This window comes from Levilactobacillus muriae (assembly GCF_045862015.1).
Classification (GTDB): domain Bacteria; phylum Bacillota; class Bacilli; order Lactobacillales; family Lactobacillaceae; genus Levilactobacillus; species Levilactobacillus muriae.
The window spans coordinates 44,408-66,720 of record NZ_BAAFRU010000001.1; the positions used below are offsets into that span (position 1 = coordinate 44,408).

At 50.3% G+C, this 22,313-nt stretch carries 20 protein-coding genes; 12 read left to right on the forward strand and 8 right to left on the reverse strand.

The features are described 5' to 3' along the window. Positions 1 to 100 precede the first annotated feature (100 nt). On the forward strand, positions 101 to 643 hold the full coding sequence (locus ACKTSF_RS00225) for a MarR family winged helix-turn-helix transcriptional regulator (RefSeq protein ID WP_020090473.1): 543 nt from the start codon (positions 101 to 103) through the stop codon (positions 641 to 643). An 806-nt stretch (positions 644 to 1,449) separates the two neighbouring features. Here the strand turns inward: ACKTSF_RS00225 and ACKTSF_RS00230 are convergent. Together ACKTSF_RS00230 and ACKTSF_RS00235 are read right to left on the reverse strand one after the other, a co-directional pair. Further along, positions 1,450 to 2,778, reverse strand: a complete 1,329-nt coding sequence (locus ACKTSF_RS00230; protein WP_407885494.1) for an MFS transporter — start codon at positions 2,776 to 2,778, stop codon at positions 1,450 to 1,452. A 167-nt stretch (positions 2,779 to 2,945) separates the two neighbouring features. Then, on the reverse strand, positions 2,946 to 3,464 hold the full coding sequence (locus tag ACKTSF_RS00235) for a DUF1440 domain-containing protein (RefSeq protein WP_407885496.1): 519 nt from the start codon (positions 3,462 to 3,464) through the stop codon (positions 2,946 to 2,948). Positions 3,465 to 3,731: 267 nt separating this feature from the next. On the opposite strand from ACKTSF_RS00235, the gene ACKTSF_RS00240 reads away from it, so the two are divergent. From ACKTSF_RS00240 to ACKTSF_RS00270, 7 genes are all read left to right on the forward strand, one after another. Then, positions 3,732 to 6,002 (forward strand): ATP-binding cassette domain-containing protein, encoded by a 2,271-nt coding sequence (locus ACKTSF_RS00240; RefSeq protein WP_407885498.1) that lies wholly within the window; start codon positions 3,732 to 3,734, stop codon positions 6,000 to 6,002. 346 nt (positions 6,003 to 6,348) lie between these two features. Further along, positions 6,349 to 6,738, forward strand: a complete 390-nt coding sequence (locus ACKTSF_RS00245) for a tautomerase family protein (protein WP_057734670.1) — start codon at positions 6,349 to 6,351, stop codon at positions 6,736 to 6,738. A gap of 434 nt (positions 6,739 to 7,172) precedes the next feature. Then, positions 7,173 to 8,018 (forward strand): GRP family sugar transporter, encoded by an 846-nt coding sequence (locus ACKTSF_RS00250; RefSeq protein ID WP_407885500.1) that lies wholly within the window; start codon positions 7,173 to 7,175, stop codon positions 8,016 to 8,018. Between the two features lie 203 nt (positions 8,019 to 8,221). After that, positions 8,222 to 9,757, forward strand: a complete 1,536-nt coding sequence (locus ACKTSF_RS00255) for a hypothetical protein (RefSeq protein ID WP_407885502.1) — start codon at positions 8,222 to 8,224, stop codon at positions 9,755 to 9,757. A gap of 463 nt (positions 9,758 to 10,220) precedes the next feature. Further along, a complete protein-coding gene (locus ACKTSF_RS00260; RefSeq protein WP_407885504.1) occupies positions 10,221 to 10,982 on the forward strand; it encodes a WxL domain-containing protein in 762 nt (253 codons plus the stop codon). A gap of 120 nt (positions 10,983 to 11,102) precedes the next feature. After that, positions 11,103 to 12,164 (forward strand): WxLIP family cell surface protein, encoded by a 1,062-nt coding sequence (locus ACKTSF_RS00265; RefSeq protein ID WP_407885506.1) that lies wholly within the window; start codon positions 11,103 to 11,105, stop codon positions 12,162 to 12,164. 27 nt (positions 12,165 to 12,191) lie between these two features. After that, positions 12,192 to 12,713 (forward strand): LPXTG cell wall anchor domain-containing protein, encoded by a 522-nt coding sequence (locus ACKTSF_RS00270; protein ID WP_407885508.1) that lies wholly within the window; start codon positions 12,192 to 12,194, stop codon positions 12,711 to 12,713. Positions 12,714 to 12,920: 207 nt separating this feature from the next. On the opposite strand, the gene ACKTSF_RS00275 is transcribed toward ACKTSF_RS00270, so the two are convergent. Continuing rightward, entirely contained in the window at positions 12,921 to 13,484 is a 564-nt protein-coding gene (locus tag ACKTSF_RS00275) for a hypothetical protein (RefSeq protein ID WP_407885510.1), read from the reverse strand. Positions 13,485 to 13,571: 87 nt separating this feature from the next. Between ACKTSF_RS00275 and ACKTSF_RS00280 the strand changes: the two genes are divergently transcribed. The 4 genes from ACKTSF_RS00280 to ACKTSF_RS00295 all read left to right on the forward strand — a co-directional run bounded on the left by ACKTSF_RS00280 (position 13,572) and on the right by ACKTSF_RS00295 (position 16,257). After that, positions 13,572 to 14,222, forward strand: coding sequence for a Crp/Fnr family transcriptional regulator (locus ACKTSF_RS00280; RefSeq protein ID WP_407885512.1), 651 nt, complete (start codon positions 13,572 to 13,574; stop codon positions 14,220 to 14,222). A gap of 197 nt (positions 14,223 to 14,419) precedes the next feature. Then, entirely contained in the window at positions 14,420 to 14,794 is a 375-nt protein-coding gene (locus ACKTSF_RS00285; RefSeq protein WP_407885514.1) for a GntR family transcriptional regulator, read from the forward strand. Then, positions 14,787 to 15,500 carry an ATP-binding cassette domain-containing protein gene (locus ACKTSF_RS00290; RefSeq protein ID WP_407885516.1) on the forward strand — a complete coding sequence of 238 codons (714 nt, stop codon included), beginning with the start codon at positions 14,787 to 14,789 and terminating at the stop codon, positions 15,498 to 15,500. Before ACKTSF_RS00285 ends, ACKTSF_RS00290 begins: the two co-directional genes overlap by 8 nt. Further along, positions 15,493 to 16,257 carry an ABC transporter permease gene (locus ACKTSF_RS00295; protein ID WP_407885517.1) on the forward strand — a complete coding sequence of 255 codons (765 nt, stop codon included), beginning with the start codon at positions 15,493 to 15,495 and terminating at the stop codon, positions 16,255 to 16,257. The genes ACKTSF_RS00290 and ACKTSF_RS00295 overlap by 8 nt, the downstream gene beginning before the upstream one ends. Positions 16,258 to 16,499: 242 nt before the next feature. On the opposite strand, the gene ACKTSF_RS00300 is transcribed toward ACKTSF_RS00295, so the two are convergent. From ACKTSF_RS00300 to ACKTSF_RS00320, 5 genes are all read right to left on the reverse strand, one after another. Continuing rightward, on the reverse strand, positions 16,500 to 17,849 hold the full coding sequence (locus ACKTSF_RS00300; RefSeq protein ID WP_407885519.1) for a hypothetical protein: 1,350 nt from the start codon (positions 17,847 to 17,849) through the stop codon (positions 16,500 to 16,502). Between the two features lie 766 nt (positions 17,850 to 18,615). After that, positions 18,616 to 19,278 carry an ABC transporter permease gene (locus ACKTSF_RS00305; protein ID WP_407885521.1) on the reverse strand — a complete coding sequence of 221 codons (663 nt, stop codon included), beginning with the start codon at positions 19,276 to 19,278 and terminating at the stop codon, positions 18,616 to 18,618. Positions 19,279 to 19,280: 2 nt separating this feature from the next. Continuing rightward, positions 19,281 to 20,210, reverse strand: coding sequence for an osmoprotectant ABC transporter substrate-binding protein (locus ACKTSF_RS00310; protein ID WP_407885523.1), 930 nt, complete (start codon positions 20,208 to 20,210; stop codon positions 19,281 to 19,283). Positions 20,211 to 20,220: 10 nt separating this feature from the next. Then, positions 20,221 to 20,847: an ABC transporter permease gene (locus ACKTSF_RS00315; RefSeq protein ID WP_407885525.1), complete on the reverse strand. Its 627-nt coding sequence runs from the start codon at positions 20,845 to 20,847 to the stop codon at positions 20,221 to 20,223. After that, positions 20,844 to 22,049, reverse strand: coding sequence for a betaine/proline/choline family ABC transporter ATP-binding protein (locus ACKTSF_RS00320; RefSeq protein ID WP_407885527.1), 1,206 nt, complete (start codon positions 22,047 to 22,049; stop codon positions 20,844 to 20,846). Before ACKTSF_RS00320 ends, ACKTSF_RS00315 begins: the two co-directional genes overlap by 4 nt. Positions 22,050 to 22,313 lie beyond the last annotated feature (264 nt).

Consider the following 22,313-nt stretch of genomic DNA (forward strand, 5'->3'; position numbering starts at 1 on the left):
CCGTGCTTTTCGACTAAATTAAGACCCGTGGGCTGTACGCAAATTAGGACGTTAATAGGCAGCGCCCGGCGCTGAAACTAGAAGGAGTAATGGATTTATAATGACAGAGACGACGAATGACAACGTAACGGAAGCAGAATTGAAGAAAGAGTTTGACGATCTATACATGCATATCTTCAAGTATATCGGAGATTTCGTTTCGATTCCGACGCAAAAGTACAATCTGACCTTTGAAGCCTTCATGGTGATGGAAAATGTTGCCCGGAGTAAGAACGGACAAACGTTGGTTGAACTTGCCAAATTGGAGGGCGTCTCCAAGAGCGCTATCGCTCGCCAGGTCAACGTATTACTTAAGGAAAACTACGTAATGCAAAAAGTAGATCCTAACGACCGTCGGGTAAAATATATCACGTTAACGGCTGCTGGAAGTCGGGTTCAACGGAACTTGGCCCAAGCCACTGACGAACGGTTCCATCGCTGGTTAGGCTTCTTCGGTAAGGACGAAGCAGAACACTTCATCAAGGTCTTACACCAAGCAAACGACCGCGCTGTTGCCGCAGGATTTGTGGGCTTTGACAGCTTACATGATAAGCGTCGTAACTCAAACCGCGGCCGGACACACGGCGGCCGGACCAGTGACTAATTTTAAAGCATACGAATAAGTACCACGCTTTCGGTAGAGGTAGGGCCGGACGTGGTGCTTTTTTATTTATAAGAGAGTGGAGCAAGCCGTTTAGATTCTGAGCATTAACGTCATTAAGTGCCCGCTCGGTGGAACCGAGCCGGTGCTTAATGGGGTTAAGCGCAGGAATCTAGCTTGCGCAACTCGTTTCCAAAGCTGCAAGTTTCCGGACATCCTGGCGAGAGCAAGTTTGACGAACTATGTCGAAATAACCATTAACAGCCTCGCCGGACAGGAGTCACTTATTTTTCTAAGCGGAAGAGTCTGGCTTGCGGAACTCGTTTCGAAACAGAGTGTGAAGAAGGCGGTAGGTCCTGAGCATTAACGTAGATAAGTGCCAGATTGGCGGAGCCGAGCCGGTGCTTATCTGGGTTAAGCGGAGGGACCTGCCCGACTGAACTCGTTTCAGAAGCCGCAAGTTTCCGGACATCCTGACGAGAGCAAGTTTAACGACCCAAATCTACCTAGCCATTAAAAGCAAATAGCCGGACAGGAGACTTAGCTTTACAAAATACGTTCCGCAAGTCATAAATTGCCAGTTATCCCCATCTCAATACTTTAGGCAATCCATCCAGTTCGTAAACTCGCCTTACAATCAAAGCCACCCACCACTAGCAACGTTTTCCGCTAAGTGATGGGTGATTTTTTTGACTTAATTTTGAAAATAATGAGACAAATTTTCTGATTTTTACATTGGTATTAGTATACGGGGAAATCAGCCGTGCTAATTTCTAGTACTACCAGCAGGTCGTGTTGCCAAAAACAATCTAAGCATCACGGTCAACCGGTGTAATTCTAGCCTGCAATTCTCGCTCATTGTAGAGCAAGAGCACGGCAAACATCGCGACGTAAAGCAACAGGGGTAACCAGGCGTAGTTCAGGGTGATCATGTGCTGGGTTGCCACGTTTTGCGAGTGGTTAGCCGTATAGCCCGAGAGGTGGAAGAGTCCCGCTGTAATCAGGCCACCCAAGCCGAGGCCCACATTGACGCCAAAATCATCGGTGGAAGCCAGGATGCCTTCGGCTTGAATGCCCATTGCCATCCCGTAACGAATCGTGTCGGCGATCATGATGGAGACCAGCCCGATAATCAGGCCGTTGCCTACCGAGTTCAGCAGGATACCGCCAAAGATGATGGGGAGATGATTGCTGACGACCCCGCCACTCAGAATCAGTTGGCCAACCGCGGCAATCGCGATGCCACTCAACATGGTGCGCTTCTTGCCCCATTGCTGGGCCGAGTTAACGATCAACAGCACGCCGATTAAGGCTGCGAATGTGAAGCCATTAGCGTAGGGAACTAGAGCTTCACTGTGCTGAATGTATTTGAAATAATAGATCGTCGTTTGGTTCTTGATGGACGTCGTCACCCAGTAGAGGAGGATAACCACTGAAATCACCAACCAAGGCTTATTTTGCCGCAGCATCTTTCCCACGCTGTGCCATGACTGATGGGACTGTTCAGAATTGGTGAAGCGCTCGTGTACGTGGAAAAAGGTATTCCAGATCAATGCCAGTGAAATGGCACCAAACAGAATAATTGTTAACAGAAATCCCTGCTGTTGGTTACCGTGCCCGAATAGCGCCACCAATGGCAGCGTGAAGACGGCGACGATGATTTGCACGGAGCTCCCACAGAACTGACGAATCACGCCCAGCATCGTTTGCTCGTGGTCGTTTTGCGTCAGGGTCGGTAGAATTGAGGTAATCGGCAGGTTGACTGCCGTGTAGAAGAAGCCCAGTCCCAGGTAAGTGACGTAGGCCCAGATGAGTTTACCGGTGCCGCTAAATGGTGGCGTGACGAAGGTCAATACGGCAAATAGGACGTAGGGCAACGCATACCACAGAAAGAATGGTCGGCTCTTCCCCCACTTCGAATGGGTTCGGTCGATCATTAAACCAATGATGAAGCTTTCCACAACATCGGCCAGCCGCGCGACCACGAATAGAATTGCGGCAGAACTAGCGGACAGACCATAGACATCAGTGTAGAAGAATAACAGGTAGGTGGTCATCATCTGGAAGACCAGATTGTCGGCCGCATCGCTAAGGCCGTAGCTCAGGCGTTCCGGCCATTTCGTTTGCCAAGTTCTCATCCTTGGCGACACCTCCATAGTGAAATTGGTTGTCGGCGCTCGATACAGATGCAATGTTACCCGTGGCTTACCAGGTGGTCGTGAGGGACGGATATAGAAATTATCCGTCCAGAATTAAGGCTACGATTACGGCAAGTCGTCAAGTCAATTGGAAAGTAATTTAATTGCTATTTGTGCTTCTCTGCCACCAAGCGCCGGTAGACCTCTGCCCCGACGAGGTCGTTGGTGACCATCCAGACAATGTGGCCGAGGGCCTCCGAGACGTGCTCTTCCGTTGGTTGGTCCTTGGCGGCGGGGACGGTGCCCATCGCTGGCATCAGGCCGACGTGAAAGGCAATCCAGATAGTCAGGCCAAACCAAGTGCCGGCGTCCTTTTTGATGAAGGGCAACTTTTCGCCGATGATTTGGTAGAGCACGGCAAAGGTCGTGGAGAAGCCAAAGTGAATCACGTAGCTGACCCATGGTAGCTTGTGCCCAGAGTAAGTGTAGGTGGCGTGGGTCACTTTAGCAGGAATGCCGAATTGTTCCAATAAGGCCTGTGGGGGATTCGTTGCGTTACGTTCTTCGGTTCGGGGTGGCAGGACGTTTTCCCAGCCAAGCTTGACCAGACCGGATACAATGCCAGCAGCGCCGCCAGCGAGCACGGCAGCGGGTAAATCGAGTGGATGTTTCTTAAATAAGGACATTGAAGATTCCTCCTTAGGTAGTTGTAATCACAGGCTTGAGTATAGGCGTTTTGGCCCGAAGTTTGTGCAATTTTGCTTGCGAGTCGCTGAACTTTGGCGCAATTTTAGAGTGTGGTAAGGTAGTCGGGTAGGGCTCGTGATGATTGGTAATGTAAGTGTCGTTTCACTACCAGGCGAGGCACTGAAATGCTCTAGCAAGAATCGCAGCAACACGACCAACCACCAGCGGGACAAGAAGAAACGGCATAAGACGAAAGGAGTTCGGGCATGCAACCAACATTTGAACAAGGCTATATTGACATTCAAGACGCCACCCAAAATAATCTGCACCACGTGAGTCTGCGAGTGCCCAAGTACCAGACGACGGTGTTTGTTGGGCTATCAGGGTCCGGCAAGTCTTCACTGGTATTTGATACGATTGCCGCGGCATCGCGACGGGAACTCAACGAGACGTTTCCCAGCTTCACGCAACAGTATTTGCCGAAATACGGGCAACCGCATGTGGGGCACATTGACCACTTGCCGGTGGCTATCGTCATTGCGCAGCAGCGACTGGGAAAGAATGCGCGGTCTACGTTGGCGACGTATACCGGGATTTATTCGCTATTGCGGCTCTTATTTTCACGAATCGGCAAGCCATTTATCGGGTATTCCGATAGCTTTTCATTCAATCTGCCACAAGGGATGTGCCCAGCTTGCCAGGGCCTGGGATACGTCGATGACATTGATGAAAGTAAGCTGATTGATCCGGAGAAGTCGCTCAATCAAGGGGCGATTACCTTTGTGAGCTTTGGCCCGAACACTTGGCGTTGGCGGCGATACGCGACGAGTGGGTTGTTTGACGACGATAAGCCTATTAAGGCTTACACGGCTGACGAGTATGAAATGCTCATGCATGCCCCGCAACAGACCCTGAAGCACCCCGGGGAAGGGTTTCCCCGCACGGCACTGTACGAGGGTGTCGTGCCGCGGATTCGGCGGTCGGTCATTGGGAAGAAGGAAGCTGAACATCATCGTGAAGCGATCGCGGCGATCGTGACGCATAAAGCGTGCCCGGTCTGTCATGGCACACGGTTGAAGGCGGGGGTCTTGACCAACCACATCAACGGGCGAAATATTGCGGAAGTCGCAGCGATGGACTTACGCCACGTATTAGCCTTTTTACAGGCGATTACCGAACCGCTGGCGACCGATGTGGTGCGAGAACTGACCACCAAGATTCAGTCGTTGGTCGATATTGGTCTGGGCTATTTGACGCTCGATCGGGGGACTAGCTCGCTGTCCGGTGGTGAGGCGCAGCGCATCAAGATTGCCAAGTACCTGACCAGTGCGTTGGTCGACATGGTCTACATCTTGGATGAACCCAGTGTGGGCCTGCACCCGCACGATATTCAGTTGATCAAGCAAGCCCTGACAAAGTTAAAGGAGAAGGGCAATACCGTGCTGGTCGTTGAACACAATCCGGCAATGATCTCATTTGCTGACTACGTGGTTGAAATGGGGCCAGAAGCTGGTCAGGGTGGCGGAACGGTTACGTTTACCGGGACCTATCGGGAGCTGTTGGACTCTGACACACTGACGGGGAACTGGCTGCGGCGACCGCACGAATGGGGTCCCGAACGACCGGTCCGCCAGCGGCTGGCTCTCCGGCACGTGACTGAGAATAACTTACAGGACGTGAGTGTGGACGTGCCGTTAGGCGTGATGACGGTCATTTCTGGTGTCGCGGGCTCCGGGAAGTCGTCGTTGGTCACGGCGCTCAAACAGCAGTTACATGAGGACTACATTGACTTAGCTCAGACACCAGTTGGCATTAACATTCGGTCGACGCCGGCAACCTATCTGGGTATTTTGGACGAGATACGGAAGCTATTTAGCCAAGCAAATGGGCGCGTCGGCACCAGTATGTTCAGCTACAACGGTAAGGGGGCCTGCCCCCGGTGTAAGGGGAAGGGCGTTACCATCACCAACATGGCATTCATGGATCCGGTCGTCCAGACCTGTGAGCTCTGTCAGGGCAAACGGTATAGTGAAGAAGCCCTGCAGTATCACTACCGGGACAAAACGATTGCTGAAGTGCTTCAGATGTCGGTGACGGCGGCTGCGGATTTCTTCAAAGATACGCCAAAGTTAGCGCGTCAATTGGGAAATTTGGATCGTGTCGGCTTGGGTTATTTGACACTGGCCCAACCCCTGACGACGCTGTCGGGTGGCGAACTTCAACGGTTGAAATTAGCCGTTGAGTTGGGCAAGCAGGGAACCATTTACCTGCTGGACGAACCCACGGCTGGTCTACATCTGAAGGACACGGCGCGACTAATGAAGTTATTCAACGACTTGGTTGCGGCGGGCAATTCCTTGATTATTATTGAACACAACTTGGCGGTCATCAGTCAGGCGGACTGGTTGATCGACGTGGGCCCGGACGCCGGACGCTATGGCGGACACATCCAGTATAGTGGGACGCCGCGAGAGGCTATTACGCAGGCGGACTCCCGGACCGGGGTGGCACTGAAGGCTTGGTCGGCTGAAAATTAAACGTCGTGGGAAATGTCTGATGCTGGTAAAACTAGGAGCAAGTAAAATGGGCATGAGGTATACTGCGACCAAAGCCGTTGATTTGACAAGTCGGTAGTATAGTAAAAATTATCGAAAAACTTGATAATTATCAATTCTTTCTCTAGTGTTTCCGAGTAGACTGAATCTTGTCGTTAAGGGTTATGGCGCTAAGGCCACACCCATGCAAGTCACGTTAGCCCAAAAAGCAACGTGTTTCTGCTATATTTACAGGTAAAGCCGTGCTGGTGAATGACGCTGGGGCGAAATGAAGTCGTCTTGCTCAACCGGCCCAGTTAAAAGACAACGCAAGAAGGAGATAGAAACCATGCCATTAATGCGAATCGATATGTACAGAGGTCGAAGTAAGGCCGAAATCAAAACTATTTTGGACATTGCCTACAAGGTGGCCACGGAGGAGCTACATCTGTTGCCCCGCGACCGGTACCAGATTGTCACACAACACGACCCAGAAGAAATGATCGTTTGGGACGTGGGATTAGGCTTTGACCGGACGGAAAAGACGTTAATCTTCAGTCTGACATCCAGTCCCCGCGAAGAGGCCGACAAGGAACGGTTCTACGCGCGGTTAGTCAAAGAACTGGAAGCTGGTGCGGGCGTGCCCCCGACCGATGTCTTGATCAATATCACCAGCAACACCAAGGCCGATTGGAGCTTTGGGAATGGTGAAGCCCAGTTTATGAACGGCAAGCTTTAGGGCAAAGAACGTGCTTGCAGCCTAATCTTAAAAAGTTGATCTATACAAAGGTGGCGTTGTTGTTGGAAATTTAGACAGCACCGTCACCTTTTATGATGGTGACTAAAGGGTGAAAGCCAAAATGCTCGCTTTACTCTTGCGACTGTAGGAATTGTCACCGTTAAATTAGTGAAAACAGTCGCGCTCCGGCTGCCAGAAATTCCGCTTGCTGTGGGGAACGCCTCCAGCCGAAGGACGGGCTTCCAGCTCGCCTGAAAACCGCCAAATGCAATCGTCTCTCGTTGTCGACAGCTTCCCGCCAATGTTCAAGCGATTTGGGCTATCACCTAAGCCAAACCCTAAATTCAACGAAAAACTTATAGAATCATCATTGACAGCGCTTTCAGAAATGGCGTACGATTAAACCTATTGAAGTTAGAAATTAGGTGATCGGGATGAATATCGTCATTGGTCTACTGCCCGCGTTATTTTGGGGGATTTTACCCATTTGGATGCAGGGGAGAACTGGCGGCAACTGGACGGAACAACTGTTGGGAACCAGTGTGGGGGGCGTGATCAGCGCCATTGTTTTACAGCTGATCTTTCACTATGATTATAGCCTCACGGATTTCCTGCTGTACTTTGTCTCCGGGGTCTGCTGGAGTATCGGTCAAGGCGGTCAGTACTGGGGCTACGGTGCGCTTGGGGTTAACAACGCGGTGCCCTTTTCCACAGCGCTCCAGATCATCGGGAACTCCCTGATTGGTGGCTGGGTCTTCGGTGAATGGGTCGGCTGGCACGATAGCGTGCTGGGCGTGATTGCCCTCCTGATTATCTTGGCCGGGGTCATGATCAGCAATGGTGTGATCCACGTGTCACGCAAGGACCTTGGTGCCTATGCGATGCTGGTGGTGACCTGTGTCGGTTATTGGGGGTACTCCGGGTTCCCGCACTACACGGTGGCTAAGGGGCTCAACGGTTTTCTGCCACAGACGTTGGGGATGATGGCCGGGGCTCTAACGATTTACATAGTTGGGCGTAAACGAATTCCGGGGCAAGATCCCTGGGGATTGCGTAATATTACCTCGGGCTTTATCTTCGCCGTCGCGGCAGGAACTTACTTGATGTCGTTGAGTCTAAACGGCTTGGTTAACGGTTTCGTCCTGACACAACTGAACGTGGTGGTAGCAACTATCCTTGGTGTCGTGGTTCTGAAAGAAGCCAATCTAAAGCAGTTGATTCCCAAAGTGATTGGCCTGGCGATTCTGATTGGTGGAGCCGTAATGATGGTTCACATCTAAATAAAAATTGGCTTGATATCAAAAAAATGGTTAAAATGCCCCCCCAAGGTTGGACTCTCTGTGTCCAACCTTGGGGGGGCACTTCAGGACGGCAGAGATGTGCGCCCTTTTTTTGACGAAATATCGAAACGTATGTTCTCCGCGCTGATAAAATATGCTATGCTTATGAGACGACTTTTAACGCAGAAGGGAAATGTTTTTTCATGGCAATCACACTCCTCACGCCGGCTCAGAACCGGTTTCTCCAATTAACGCAACCCGCACTGGCTTTACCGGACTTGACCCGCGTCCTGCCGCTATTGCGCGAGCACCCCACAATCAAGGAGACCAGTGATTTTTTGACACGATCAGCACGTGAGGTGATTGCCGAACAACGGGTGGACTGGCTGGTGACCGGGAGTCTAGCGTGGAAATTGATGGCGCGCTTACCGTACGCCATCAATGCTAGCGAGAATCGGACGGACTGGCATCACTGTGCGCTGTGCCACAAGCCGGTCCGCTACGAATACCACGTGGTGTTGCGGGTGACCGGCCACGAGATTTTGGTCGGCTCGGAGTGCGTCAAAAAATTCATGAGCGATGAGATGCAGTATCTGATGGCGATCACCACCGAGGATAATTTCCACGCGGTAGCCCAGTACGATAAGCTCACAGAACATTATCCAGTGGTGCCAGAAATTTTGTGGACGGCGGATGCTTTGCCCAATTTGCCGGAGACGCATCGCGGACGGCAACGTTGGGTACACAATGGCACGAAATCTACGGTAACGGGATATTTACGCCATAAAACGCAGGAGTTACCGGACGCACAACTCACGCCGTATTTGACAGAGTACGGTCAGCTTCAAACGGCCGACCGGGATGTCGCGGCGGCACAGGAAGTTCTTGCTCAGGATAAACGCCAACGGGAGCAGGACTTGGCAGTCAAGGAGGAGCGGGCGGCTTGGGAAGCGGCCAATGCGGCCCAATCCAATGCGGAGCGTCAACTGCGAGATGCGGCGGACTATCGACAATATTTGGCGGCGGTCGCGGATTTGTTGACCCAACACCTGACCTTGGCCGTCTTCAAACAGGAGTTGGCGGCGATTAAGATGCCGGTAGCCCTGCGCAAACTGGTCAATTCCTATCAGTTGGGCGTGATGGCGACAGAGTTTGCCCGAAGCGGCCAGATCAAGGCGGCACGGTTACAGATCGTTCCCCGCTATTTGGTGGCGGACCTGAATCGGATCACCCGTCAGTTAGCGGCGCAACGGCAACGAGATTGGGACGATGATGTCTTCAACGCGGCGGTGGGTTTTGACCTGACGGCGGGACAGCGGCAGGCGCGATTGGCCCAGTTGCAGCAGACGTGGGAGGGGCGACAGGTTCCGATTGCGGTCTATCCGCAGCTGTTAACGATCAGGGCAGAACTCGCGGCCGGGCAACCGTTACCTGTGGATTGGCCAGCCAAGTTGAAACAGGCTTTCCAGCAACGACTCGCTCAGCAGCCGGCGACCGGATGGGTGCCAGCGCGAAAGAATCATGTGACCCCGCAACAATTACGGCGACTCGTGCACGGGGGTGACGACATGGGAACGGTTACAGCCGCTTATCATCGACTGTATGATTTACCGTCAGCAACGGCGGCAGTGACATTGTCGGCTCTTCATCAGTATTATCTACGCGTTCAGGATCGCCAAAAAGGCCGTTCTACCGCGACACAACAGCTCGTTGACCAGCTCTTGAAATCACAGGATTAAGTGGCAAAGGCCTCAGTGAGGGGGTCTTTTTTTCTGGATTTCGTCAAAATATTATCCAGGTAAATGACAATGGGGTGTCATCCCTTATCACCTGACTAATTTTTAGCCACATCTGTTAAAACGCTGATAAATTAGCGCTAAAATAAGTTTCCCTAACAAACCTGATAACGGTTACACACCCTGATATAACGGTTTTTATAGTGAAAACGCTATTTTTTTAAAAAAGTTTCACTTTTTGTTAAAAAAACTATTTACAGGCAAACCTTCCCACGTTATAATGAACTTGTTACATATTTAGTAAAGCGTAACCACCGACTAGGAGGCAGTTACGAAATGATTCCCCATTAACTAAGTGAAGCCAGTCTTCGCGGTGACTAGTGGTTATGGAGTAATCGAGAATTATTAAATATTTGTTGTTGAGAGACTTTGAGGGATTTAAACACAAAATGAGGGGTGCTTAATTATGAAAAAGACAGTAAGCAGTATTTTATTAGCAAGTGCATTATTATTGGGGGCCATTGCACCAGTTACGGCTAACGCGGCAACTACGGGTACTGGTACCACAGATAGTACGGTTCATTTCACTAAGCCAAATGAAAATGTTACACCAGTTGATCCCAACAATCCTGGGACTACTGTTGATCCATCTAATCCTGGCGGCAATGGTGGGACTACACCAAGTGGGGATTTAACATTCCTGTATGTTTCCGACAGTATTGATTTTGGGTCGGCTGATACACCAATTAAGTCACAAACTTCTGGGACAACCCAGACTATCAAGAATGGCAACAAGAATGCTGACGGTAGTACAAACGTCGTTACTGTTGGTAACACTGCTTTTTCTACAAACACGAACTTGATTTCTGAAGTTTCTGACACACGTGGTACTAATGCTGGTTGGACAGTTCAAGTGAACAGTTCAGCATTGACCGATACAAAGGTTGGGGACCTTAAGGGTGCTACGCTTGATTTGGATGGATCAGCAGCGACTGTTAAGAATTCGGCTGTTCTAGATGGTTCAACGATTGACAAGGCAAATACGACTGCATTAGCAACTGATGGTACTCCAGGTACTATCTACTCAGCCAAGACGGGCAACGGTGCTGGTGTTACCACAATGCAACTAGACCCTGCAAATGTTACTTTAACAGTTCCTACTAACGTTGCTACTGGTACTTACGTTGGTAAATTAAACTGGACCTTAAGCGACACCCCAGGTGCTTAATTTTCAAAATGCGATGAAAGGTGTCCATTCTGTGCGAATGAACACCTTTTTGCTTGTGAGTGTAGTATTATAAAGATATTACAAGATTTGCATTAACTAGGGTAAGGCAGAGGTGTAGGGATGTTAGGATTTAAGCGAGTTAGGTTAGTCTTGTTGGCGATTGTTGCGTTGATCGGTATGGGGCTATTCTCTTTAGGAGATAATGCACAGGCAGCCACCAACAATGTAGGCTATAGTGTAGCTGCTAAGCTACCAAGTAATCAAATGAATAAACAGAATTCATTTTTTGACTTGAGAATGAACTCTAATAAGACGCAGACGCTTCAAGTAAAAGTTTATAATGTTACGAATGAGGATATCACGGTTAAGACGGCCATTCACACAGCTTGGACCAGTTCTGCTGGGACGATTGACTATGTGAATTCGGCTAAAACTTTTGATTCCTCGTTGCGCTATAAGATGAGTGACCTTACGAAGATTCAAGGAAGTAAAACGATTACTGTTCCAGCGAAGGGTTATAAAGTCGTTACAGCTAACGTTAAGATTCCTAAGACTAATTTTAACGGCGTCATTCTAGGTGGATGGTATTTCCAACGGACTGACAGTAAGGTAACTGGTAATGTTAAGGGTGCTGGGAATTTACAAAGTCAGTACTCCTATGTTATTGGAATGAAGTATACGTTGGGCCAGGTGCCCGATCCATCAATGAGTTTAGGCAAGGTTGGTGCTGGTTTAAGTAACTATCACCGAGGTATCATTGCAAATGTTCGAAATACAACAGCGGTAATGATTCCTAATCTTAAGACCACGACGACGATTACGAATCGTGATGGTGGTAAGGTTGTTCAGAAGGCTCAGCGAGAGAATGTCCAAATGGCGCCAAACACGACTTATGGTTATCCAATGCTATATGGGAAGACGGCGCTAGCAGCCGGTCACTACCATCTTCATATGGTCGTTAAGAATACCGACCACGAGTGGGTGTTTGACCGGAACTTTACGATTACTCAAGCGCAGGCTGACAAGTACAATAAGGACTCAGTGGATAATCAGGGCCCTAACATCTGGTTACTTGTCGGACTCGGCGCATTGGCCATGCTGATCTTAGTTCTCCTGATCCTATTGATTATTTACCTCATTCGGCGTAAGCGACGTAAGGATGATGAAGAGGAAGAGAAGTAAAGGCAGTCTCGAAAGGAGGCGGCGGTCATGAAGCAAATCATTAGGCGACTTGTGGCAGTAGTTGCGGTTGCTCTGGGTCTTGGATTCGGAACAACGGCGCTTGCTGAGTCGACCAATACTGGCAACATGGGCAGTACCAGCATGGGGATTACGATTGTGAATAATAATCCCCATGGCGGTGGTTCTGGTGGAAATACCAGCACTGGTACGGATAGTAGTGGTGATGGTGATGCTGTGGATCCAAACACTCCAGGAAAGAAGCCAGCAGTTACAACTGGCAACGATGGTGACACCATCAACACCGATATTCCGAGTGGAAAGTATCCCACGACCAGTGTCACCAGTGGCCACGGTACGGCCAATAAACCGGCCGGCGCTGTCGCTAGTGTCGTTCACTCCGGTACAGCTGATCTCGTTGCGGGACGGTTGCCACAAACCGGTGAATCACAGGTGTTCTTAGCCAGCGTCTTTGGTATGTTCCTGTTGATTGCAATCGTTTTGTTGGCTGTCGTTCGGTGGCAGGCGCGGTTGCTCCGTGAGAATAAATAAAATTGATTTTGACCACAACGGTGTTGCCTTCGGGTGACACCGTTTTTTGTAGAACGGCCATAAAAACGGGACCGCCCATTTAGGGCGCCCCGTTATCGTATTAAAACTGAAAATAGATAAATGACGAAGTACGTAAAGAAAAGGTTGGAACGATTTGGACCTGCCAACGTTATGACAAAAAGGTTGTTCAGCTACAGGTGATCGCCGTTACCCCTCAGTGATAGCTACAATCTTCCCAACAGCGATTGGTAACGTGACATGGGTAGAGTAGTGGCCGACTGCGCCGGCTACTGTGTCCGGCAAGTCAACATCGTCGGTCACCCCATGAATGTAGATGATTCGTTTGTCCAAGGCCAACTCGCCGTCGTCAAATGTTGCCTTGAATTGGGAATTAAGGGCAGCTAGCGGTACGACCTTGGTGTAGGCGAAGTACCCATTAGCATCTGAGATGGGATAGTTATCGTTTGGAATATTCATTTCGTGAGGCGCTGCGTCGAAAGGAACCATGGTTGTGCCCGAGACGGCGCTGGTCTCGGGGAGGTCAACAAAGCCATCGTGGTTGACATCTTGGGCGTTCGTTGCAATGGCCGCGGCCTTACCATCGGGAAAGCCGTGGAAATGTTCCCAATGCTGGAGGTTAGCGGGCGTATCGAACATTTCAATGTGAATAGTCAACTGGTCGTCATTAATGATGAAGACGGCCGACCCGTGGGCTGCCGTACCAATGGCCTGTTCGTTAAGTGGCACGATTTTTGCTTGATAGATTTTCATAATGTAATGACCTCCTCGAAGTGATGGGTCTAGTGTATAATAAAAGACACATTAAAAAATTGATAATTATCAAGAAAGGGGTAAAAGATGACTCACGATCCGTTTAAATGTGTACAGAATGCGCCCATCTTTAAGGGATTGGCCGATGCTGATCTTGCTGAGCTCACCAAGATCTCTGTTCACCAACGGGTGTTCAAGCGGGGAAGTGTCCTCTACGATCCAACCAAGCCACTAGACCGCATGCTGATCATCGATGAAGGCCGCGTCAAGGTCTATCAGCTCAATGAGAATGGCAAGGAGAAGGTGCTCTATATGTTACGTGACGGTGCTATTGATAGCGAGGCCGCGTTGTTTACCCAACGAGCACATTTTAACTACGCCGAAGCCGTGGTGGATACCAAGATTTGCTCGATTGGCCGGGCAGACTTTCAGACGCTGCTCCATCGGGTACCGACCGTGGCCTATAACCTCCTGAATATTCTGGGAGACCGACTGACGGCGTTAGAATCCGTCAGCGCCCTCACAGGTAATCTAAAGTCCAAGAACCGTGTGCTAGCGTATCTCCAACAAGTTGGACAGGAACAACACACCAGCCAATTCACGTTACCGGAAAAGAAAAAGGAACTTGCCAGTTTCTTAGGCATCACGCCGGAAACACTGAGTCGCCAACTCAAACAATTGGTGGCGGACGGTCTGTTACGGATCGATGGCCGGCAGATCACGTTAATCCAAGGATAACGTCACATATCGTCAAAATCCCACTCGGATGATGACGATTTTTTTTGGCAAGAATTCTGCGTTAACCATGGCTTAGCGACTTTTAGAATGAGATGGTGGGCGCATAGCCGGCTATATCTCGACACCAAGACTTGCCAAACCAGAATATTAATGTTACAGTGTACTAGTAAAATATAACACTAGGGAGGCGACCGAACGTGAAGTTTGACGATAAGGTCCCCATTTACTATCAAATCAAGAATCATCTGTATCACGAAATGATGACCGGTCAGCTGGCGCCAGGGGCAAAGTTGCCAGCAGTTCGTCAATTAGCGGTGGACTTGACGGTTAACGTCAACACCGTTCAGCGCGCACTTGGGGAAATGATCACGGAGGGGATTATCACGTCCCAGCGAGGGAAAGGCAACTTCGTCACGACGGAGACGTCACGCATTACACAATTAAAGGAGCACTTAATCATGGATCAATTGGAACGGGCCTATGAGCAGTTACACGCTTTGAATTTATCGGATCAAGAAATCATTGCGAGTCTGAAACAATATATCGCACAAAGGGGGCAACAGGATGACTAATGTTCTAGCAATCAATCAAGTCGGGTACAAGCATAACTTTAAGACGATTCTGCACGATGTCGATCTGACCCTTGAACCTGGAAAAATCATTGGGCTACTTGGTGAAAATGGGGCCGGAAAGACGACGCTGATGCGGCTGATCACGGGGAGTGCGAAAGGTTTCGGAACCATCACCGTTTGTGGTGATACGTCTACCGCACACCACAAGAGCCACGTCAGCTTTACCGAGCAACTCAGAGGCTTTGCGGCCAGTACGCGGGTGGAGCGGGTAGCAGACTTCTACCGCACGGTCTACCCAGACTTCGATGGTACCCGTTTCGAAGAGCTAGTGACCTTCCTGCAGATTGACACGAGTCTGAAGCTGGCTGCCTTGTCCAAAGGAATGAAGGAAAAGGTAATTATTGCCTTGACCCTCGCACGACAGGTCAAGCTGTACCTGTTGGATGAGCCGTTTAGTGGTATCGATAGCATGAGTCGTAAGCGGATCATCAGTAGTATTTTGAAATGGAAACCGGCCGACGCCACGATGGTCATCAGTGACCACTACGTTTCGGAGATTGCGCCAATTCTGGATGAAGTTGTCATCGTGAAGGACCAAACCGTATACGCACATAAGGAAAGTGACGCGATCCGTGAGGAGTTTGGCTTGAGTATCGAGGATTACTACGAGAGTTTGTACGCTGAAGGAGGTGCGGACCATGACTAAATTTACAGCATTGTTGAAGGTGATGAGCCGCGACCGTTTCCGCCTGATCAACTGGCTATTGGTGGCGGACATTGCCGTGGTGGCGGTCACCTTGCTCTGGAGTTTTGCCACTCGGGGCATCCAACCCGGGGAAACCTTTGGGGTGGCGCTAGCCTGGTCCATGGTGGCCTTTGCCATCGCCTTCGTTCTGTTGTCCGTCCGAATTGAACGGGTCTACACACGCGATACATACCGGCTTTTGCCGCTGGGAGACACCAAGCTTTACTTAACGAATTTATTGTCATCACTGGTGATGTTCATCTACTTTGGGATCACCCAACTGATTATTTACCTGATTGCGGAGGCCGTGGATAACACGTATCTGACGGAGATGTTAAGAACCATAAGTGGGCCAAATTATTCCACAGCAGAAGCCACTAAAGTCTGTGTGGGACTGATGATTATGGGCCTGTCCCTGATTATCCTGGGATGGACGACAATCTCGCTGGTCCACTTGGCGATCAGTGCAACCAATAACTTCCTGCCAAGTGCCAGCCGGTGGCTGATCAACGTGATTCTATACGTGATCGTGATCTACCTGGTCGTGCGGGTCATTGGGTTCCTACTCTATGAGTTCAATAACTTCGGCCAACTGGTCGATGGTGGCGGAACCACGCACTTCTTGATTAATATTCTGGGTGTGTTGATTGTGGCTGGCATTGAAGTCGTCTTGAACATCTTTATTCTTAAAAAATGGGTCGAAACGATTCCAAACTAATCAAGCGTTATCAGTAAAATAGAAGAGAGCAATCAGGCACTCAGTCAGCGACAGATCGTCGTTAGCTGGGGGCCTGATTTTTTGGTAGGGTGCGTCATTATTATGGTGATAGGGCTTCATCAATTCGAGATTGAAACGAAAATGAAGTCAATTTAGCAAAATAATGAGACCAAATTCGAATTTTTTACATTGGTAGTAGTAGGGGGACCGTTTAGCAGTGGTGGCAACCAAAAAAACCAGCCTTATTCAGACTGGGTTTCAGTTTTTACCGGGGATTTCGATCGTAGATTACCCACGGATATGATCAGGGAGACGAGGACTAGCGGCCAACTCAGACCGTAGAAATACAGGGGAAAATTGCTGGTGTCACGCGGTTTGAAGAAGTCGAGGATCGATAGACCGGCCACGGCACTGACGGCCACGAGCAGGCCAAACATGGCCAATTGGCAGAGCAAACCGCCATACGTGGAGAAACGATACTTGTGGATGATGGCGCTGTCCGTGTCGATGCTGTCGAGGCCATAGAGAGTCTCGTTGAGCGTGGGGTTGTCATAGCCCACGTAGAGGGTAATCAGCAGTAGGCCCAGCAGATAGGTGCCCATCCACGGCACCAACAGGAGAACTTGACCGGTCATCAGGCTGATTAGGCTAAAGTGACGCGCGCGACGAGCATCGTGGTGGCCAAGTAAGGTGAAGACGGTGAAGCCCGTTTCAAATCCCAGCAGGTACACAGCGAAGACGGCGTACATCCCAGCGTTACCCAGATAAAAATAGGCAAAGAAACTGTTGAACAGGAGAACCAGGCTGACCAGGAACCCTCGATTGAGGAGCCGCATTTTATAGTTCGGCAGGACGTGCCAGTCGGCAACCAGTTCGACAATCAGAATCACCAGTGCCACGCCAATGATGGCCAGAATCAGCCAACTGGGGATGGTGACGGCGGCCTTACGCAGCGTGGTCAGCACGGCGATGACAGCAAAGAAGATTACGGAGAGCACCCAGCGCCAGGTTTGCGACAGACCGTGGACGTGGTGCGGGGTCGCCTGGTAGAAGTCACTGGTGAAGTTATGCAACAGGAGTCCGCCCGGCAATGCTACCAGATAGAGGAGACCCAGCAGGATGAAGGTCATCGTGTAGTTGAATTTAGCCAGCACGTCGGCGCCGATAATCAGGGCCAATCCGGCGAAGATCACCCAATAGAGGCGTTTCATCTTAAAATTGGCGATGTGCGTCAGGTGTAATTTAACGGTCAGAAAATACGGCCAGATAGTGGCGGCACTGTAGCCCCACAATAGGCTGCCGATAATCAACCAGCCCAGCAGGGAAGTGGCGGCGAAGATTAGACTTCCGGCCGCACCGAGGGTCAGACTGAGAATCAGATAGGTACTCGCCTTCAAGTTCAGGCGTTTGGTGTAGAAGATACTGGCCGCTCGGGAGATGTAGAAGGCCACGAGGGCAATCAGGTACGTCTCGCTTTGGGTTTGTTGCCACTTGGCGAGGATGAGAACGTAGGGCAGGATGATACCAATGTTTGCCAGAAAGTTCAACGTGCCTACGGAAAAATCGATAGCACTTTGTTTGAGTCGGGTCACGGGAAGGGGTCCCTCTTTCGTTTGAAGTTTGTTCCAGTATACCAAATTTTCACAGAACATTTGTCCCACGCGTTTGGCAGAGGGTAAATTGGGTTTTAATGGCGCCTTACCGGGTGGGGGAAATAGACTGGAACGCTAGGGCGGGCGCTTGGAGCCATAGAGCGGTCTCCAAGCTTGGGATTGAACCTCTGAGAAGCGAGTTTCAATCCCACCAAGTGCCTTAGCGATAAATCGCTAAGGCACTTCCCACGGCTGAGTCTATTTTCCCCACCCTCACGGCTAACACAGATTTAGCCCATGCCAAGGCGTGGTCAATTTCTGTGAGTATTGGAATACGTAATTGCCGATTCTTCCTTTTTCTAGTGCTTTACTTGGGGACTGGAACGCTAGAGCGGATGCTTGGACTTGGGTTTAGGTCAAAATAAATAGGGCCAACAGTGAACTGTCGACCCTACAGGAATAGTAGATTTGATTTAGGACTGGTAGGTATTTTTCCACCTCGAAGCGTGAGCGTCAAAGACGTTGGTCAGAGGAGCATCACTGTGTATGCGATTGAAAAATGTACAGTGAATTAGACTAATGGTCCTGGGCAAAAGATAGCTTAGCCGGAGGAGGCCAGGGATGCAGCCAGCCGAGCCGGAAGCCCGTACTTTGGCTGCAGGCGGTCCCCACAGCAGGCGGAATCTCTGGCAACCGCAGGCGACAACTTTTGCCCTCAGCGCCCCAGTCCAGTTTTCACCGGCCCGGAGGCAATGGCAAACCCAAGTTAGTTCTCCGAAGACGTCTTTGGCGTGAGGCGCTTTTCGATGAAGGAGAGGACCAGATCCGTGATGATTGCCATCAACGCGGTCGGTAATGCCCCCGCCAGGATAATCGCACCCCCGTTCGTGGCGTTGGTCCCACGGACGATGATGTCCCCCAGACCGCCGGAACCAATGAAGGATCCAATCACGGTAATCCCAATGCCCAAGACTAGGGCGTTTCGAATACCGGCGATAATTACGGAAAGCGATAGTGGAATCCGAATGGTCTTCATAATTTGAAAACGAGTCATTCCCATGCCCTTACCGGCGTCCAAGACGTCCGGATCGACGCTGAGCATTCCAGTGTAGGTGTTCTTGATAATTGGTAACAGGGAGTAAAGAAAGACGGTCGCGATAACCGTATTTTGCCCGAGTCCCAGTCCCAACATCAAGATGGATAGCATCGCCAGGGAAGGAATCGTTTGAATCACATTGGCGATCCCAATGATGACGGGGGAAAGCTTCCGGTTCTGTGAGATCCAGATCCCAATTGGAATTCCTACGATGGCCCCGAACAACACCCCATAGATGGAGACGAGGAACGTTTGGTTGAATTGACTGAGGACGTACATCCCGTTGTGCGAGAAGTAATAGATTAACTGACTGAATAAGCCCATGTCTTTCATGCCTAGTTCCCCCCTTCAAAGTAGTGGTGTTGTTTCAGAAAGTCGTTGGCAACCGTCTGTGGTTCTTCCAGTTGATCATCGACCTTGTAGTTCAGGTCCTGCATGGTCTTCAGTGAGATCTTGCCGACCAAACGATTCAAGACCGGCTTGAGTTCAGGATGTTTCTTCAAGATGGCATCAGTCGCCACTGGACTCGCATCATAAGGTGGGAAGAAGTTTTTGTTATCCTTTAACAAGGTTAGATGATAACTGCCGACCCGACCATCGGTGGAGTATCCCAGAATGGCGTCCATCTTATCGGCTTCCAAGGCGTCGTAGAGTAACCCAACTTGCATCGGGTAGACCGTGCCGAAGCTGAAACCGTAATCTTTTTGGAAGGCGGGATAACCGTCACCCTGTCGGTTCTGCCAGATTTGGTCGATACCGACGCGCATGGTAGGCGCTAACTTTTGCAAGTCACTGACAGTCTTCAAGTGATGTTTCTTCGCGTAGCTCTTCTTGACCATCCAAGCGTAGGTGTCGGCGAAGCCATAGGACTTGAAGTAAGTCATGTGGTAGCGACTCTGGAATTCGCGGGTAACGATACTGTTAACAGCCTTGGGATCCCGTTCAAATTTTTCATTTAAAATGGTGGTTAAATCGGTCCCGTTGAATCGAATAGAGGAGATGTCAGCATTATCGTTTTTTAAAGCGTTAAAACTAACATTCCCGGAGCCCAAGTTGTTGACAATGGTCGAATCTAACTTTGTGTAATGGCTAATCATGCCTTGAATCATGTAGGCCATGATCTGCTGTTCAGTCGTGTTCTGTGAGGCAATCCGAACGGTGTTATCGCCGGAGCCACTCAGACCGGGCAGACTACACCCGCCGAACGGCAACAAGACGATCGCAACCAGGAGTCCGGCTAGCCATTGACGTAAATGTTTTCGCATGACGGACCTCCTATCGTAATTGCCGTGGTGTCACGGTATTTTCCAGTTTGCCTAACAAATAGTCCACGAGTAGGGCCAGTAAAATAACGGGAATTGAACCGCCCAGAATCAAGTCGGAGCGATAGAGATTCAACCCGTTGAAGATAAAGTCCCCCAGGCCACCGGCACCAATATAGGATGCCAGTGTGGCCCACGCGATCACGTAGGTTGCGGACAGTCGAATCCCGGACATGATTACGGGAGCGGCCAAGGGAATCTCGGCACGAATCATGGATTGCCACCAGGTCATCCCCATCCCCTTGGCAGCGTCACGCACAGTTGGTGAGACGCCTTCCATCCCGAGGTACGTGTTGCGTAGGATGGGTAGGAGAGAGTAGATGAACAGGGCAACAATGGCTGGTGTGGACCCAATCCCGAAGATGGGAATCATCATGGCTAACAGCGCCATGGCGGGGATAGTTTGCAAGACCCCGGCTAGCGTGATAACCGCATTGGCGCCGTGTTTCATCCGGGTCAATAAGATCCCAAGTGGCACGGCAACGATGATTCCCAAGAAGAGGGCGGCCGCGGAAATGTAAAGGTGTTGGCCGGTCTTGTCGATCAGCTGCATGCCGTAAACTTGTAAGAAGTGAATCATTGTGAGGATTCGCCTCCCTCGTGAGTGGCGGCAGCATGGATGTCAGCGTTAATGGGTGAAGCTGGCTGCTCATCGCTGGCTGGCGCACCACGCAAGGCATCGTAAACGATATCGACTAGCGCGGTTCTCGTGACGATACCGACCAGATGTTTCTGGGCATCGACAACGGGGACGTTTTTAACCCCCTGTTTTAGAATCCGGTCAACGGTGTCCCCAATGAGGGCGCTGGCCTGAACGTAGAAGACTTCCTTGTTGGTGAAGCGGCTGACGGGCGTGGTGGCATCGGCGATTCGGTTGATGTCATCCAAGTCAACGTATCCTTGTAGCACGCCGTCCGCGTTGGTGACCAGTAGCGTATCAACCCGCCGATCATGCATCAGGTCGATGGCGTCGTCTAGCGTCTTATCAGGCGTGATAGCGGCAGGGTTCTTCAGCATGATCTGACTAACGGACAGAATGTTGGGTTGCGCTCGGATCAGCCGTTCCTCACCGATTAAGTTGGTGACGAATTCATCGGCCGGGTGCCGCAGAATATTTTCGGGCGTGTCAACCTGGACTTGTTTTCCGTGGCTCATGATGACCACTCGCGTTGACAGGTGAAGGGCTTCATCCATATCATGAGTCACGAAAATGAAGGTCTTCCCGAGATCTTTTTGTAAATGCTTGACCAGGTCTTGTAGGGATTCCCGTGTGATGGGATCCAAGGCACCAAAGGGTTCATCCATTAAGATGATTTCTTGGTCGGCGGCCAGGGCCCGAACGACCCCGATCCGTTGTTGCTGCCCACCGGAGAGTTCGCCAGGGTAGCGATTTAACATGTCTTCTGGCAATTGTGCCAAATTAATCATTTTCTTCGCTTGCTCGGCCCGTTTTTCTTTGGACCAGCCAAGTAATTTCGGGACAATTTCAATATTTTCTTGAATCGTCATGTGCGGCATCAAGCCAATGTTTTGGATAACATAGCCGATGGAACGCCGTAGCTTGACTGGATCCATCTTCGAAATATCCTTACCATCGATCTTGATGGTCCCCGAAGTCTGGTGCAACATGCGATTGATCATCCGCATGGTCGTGGTCTTCCCAGAACCAGACGTTCCGATGAATGAAATGAATTCACCACGATCGACTTCAAGGTTGAAGTCGTCGACGGCAATCTTTCCGTTGGGATATTCCTTACGTAGATGTTCCATTGAAAGTAGCATAGATTAACCTCCTGTGTAATGATGTCACACTTCCGGTAAAGGTGCCGAAAGCATAGAAATAACGACCGGTGCGTCCAAGTGGCGCACGCTGAGCGAGGCAACCTGGGGACCGGTCGTATTTGAAGCGCTAGGCTCTTATGAATATAGCCATTGTACACGAAACCTTAACGTTTTCCAAAAGATAACAATTTTTAGTGTTGATAATAGTCGGGGGTTGAAGTAGCTTACGCCAGTGGAGAAGTTCATAAATACCGCTGTTTCAGC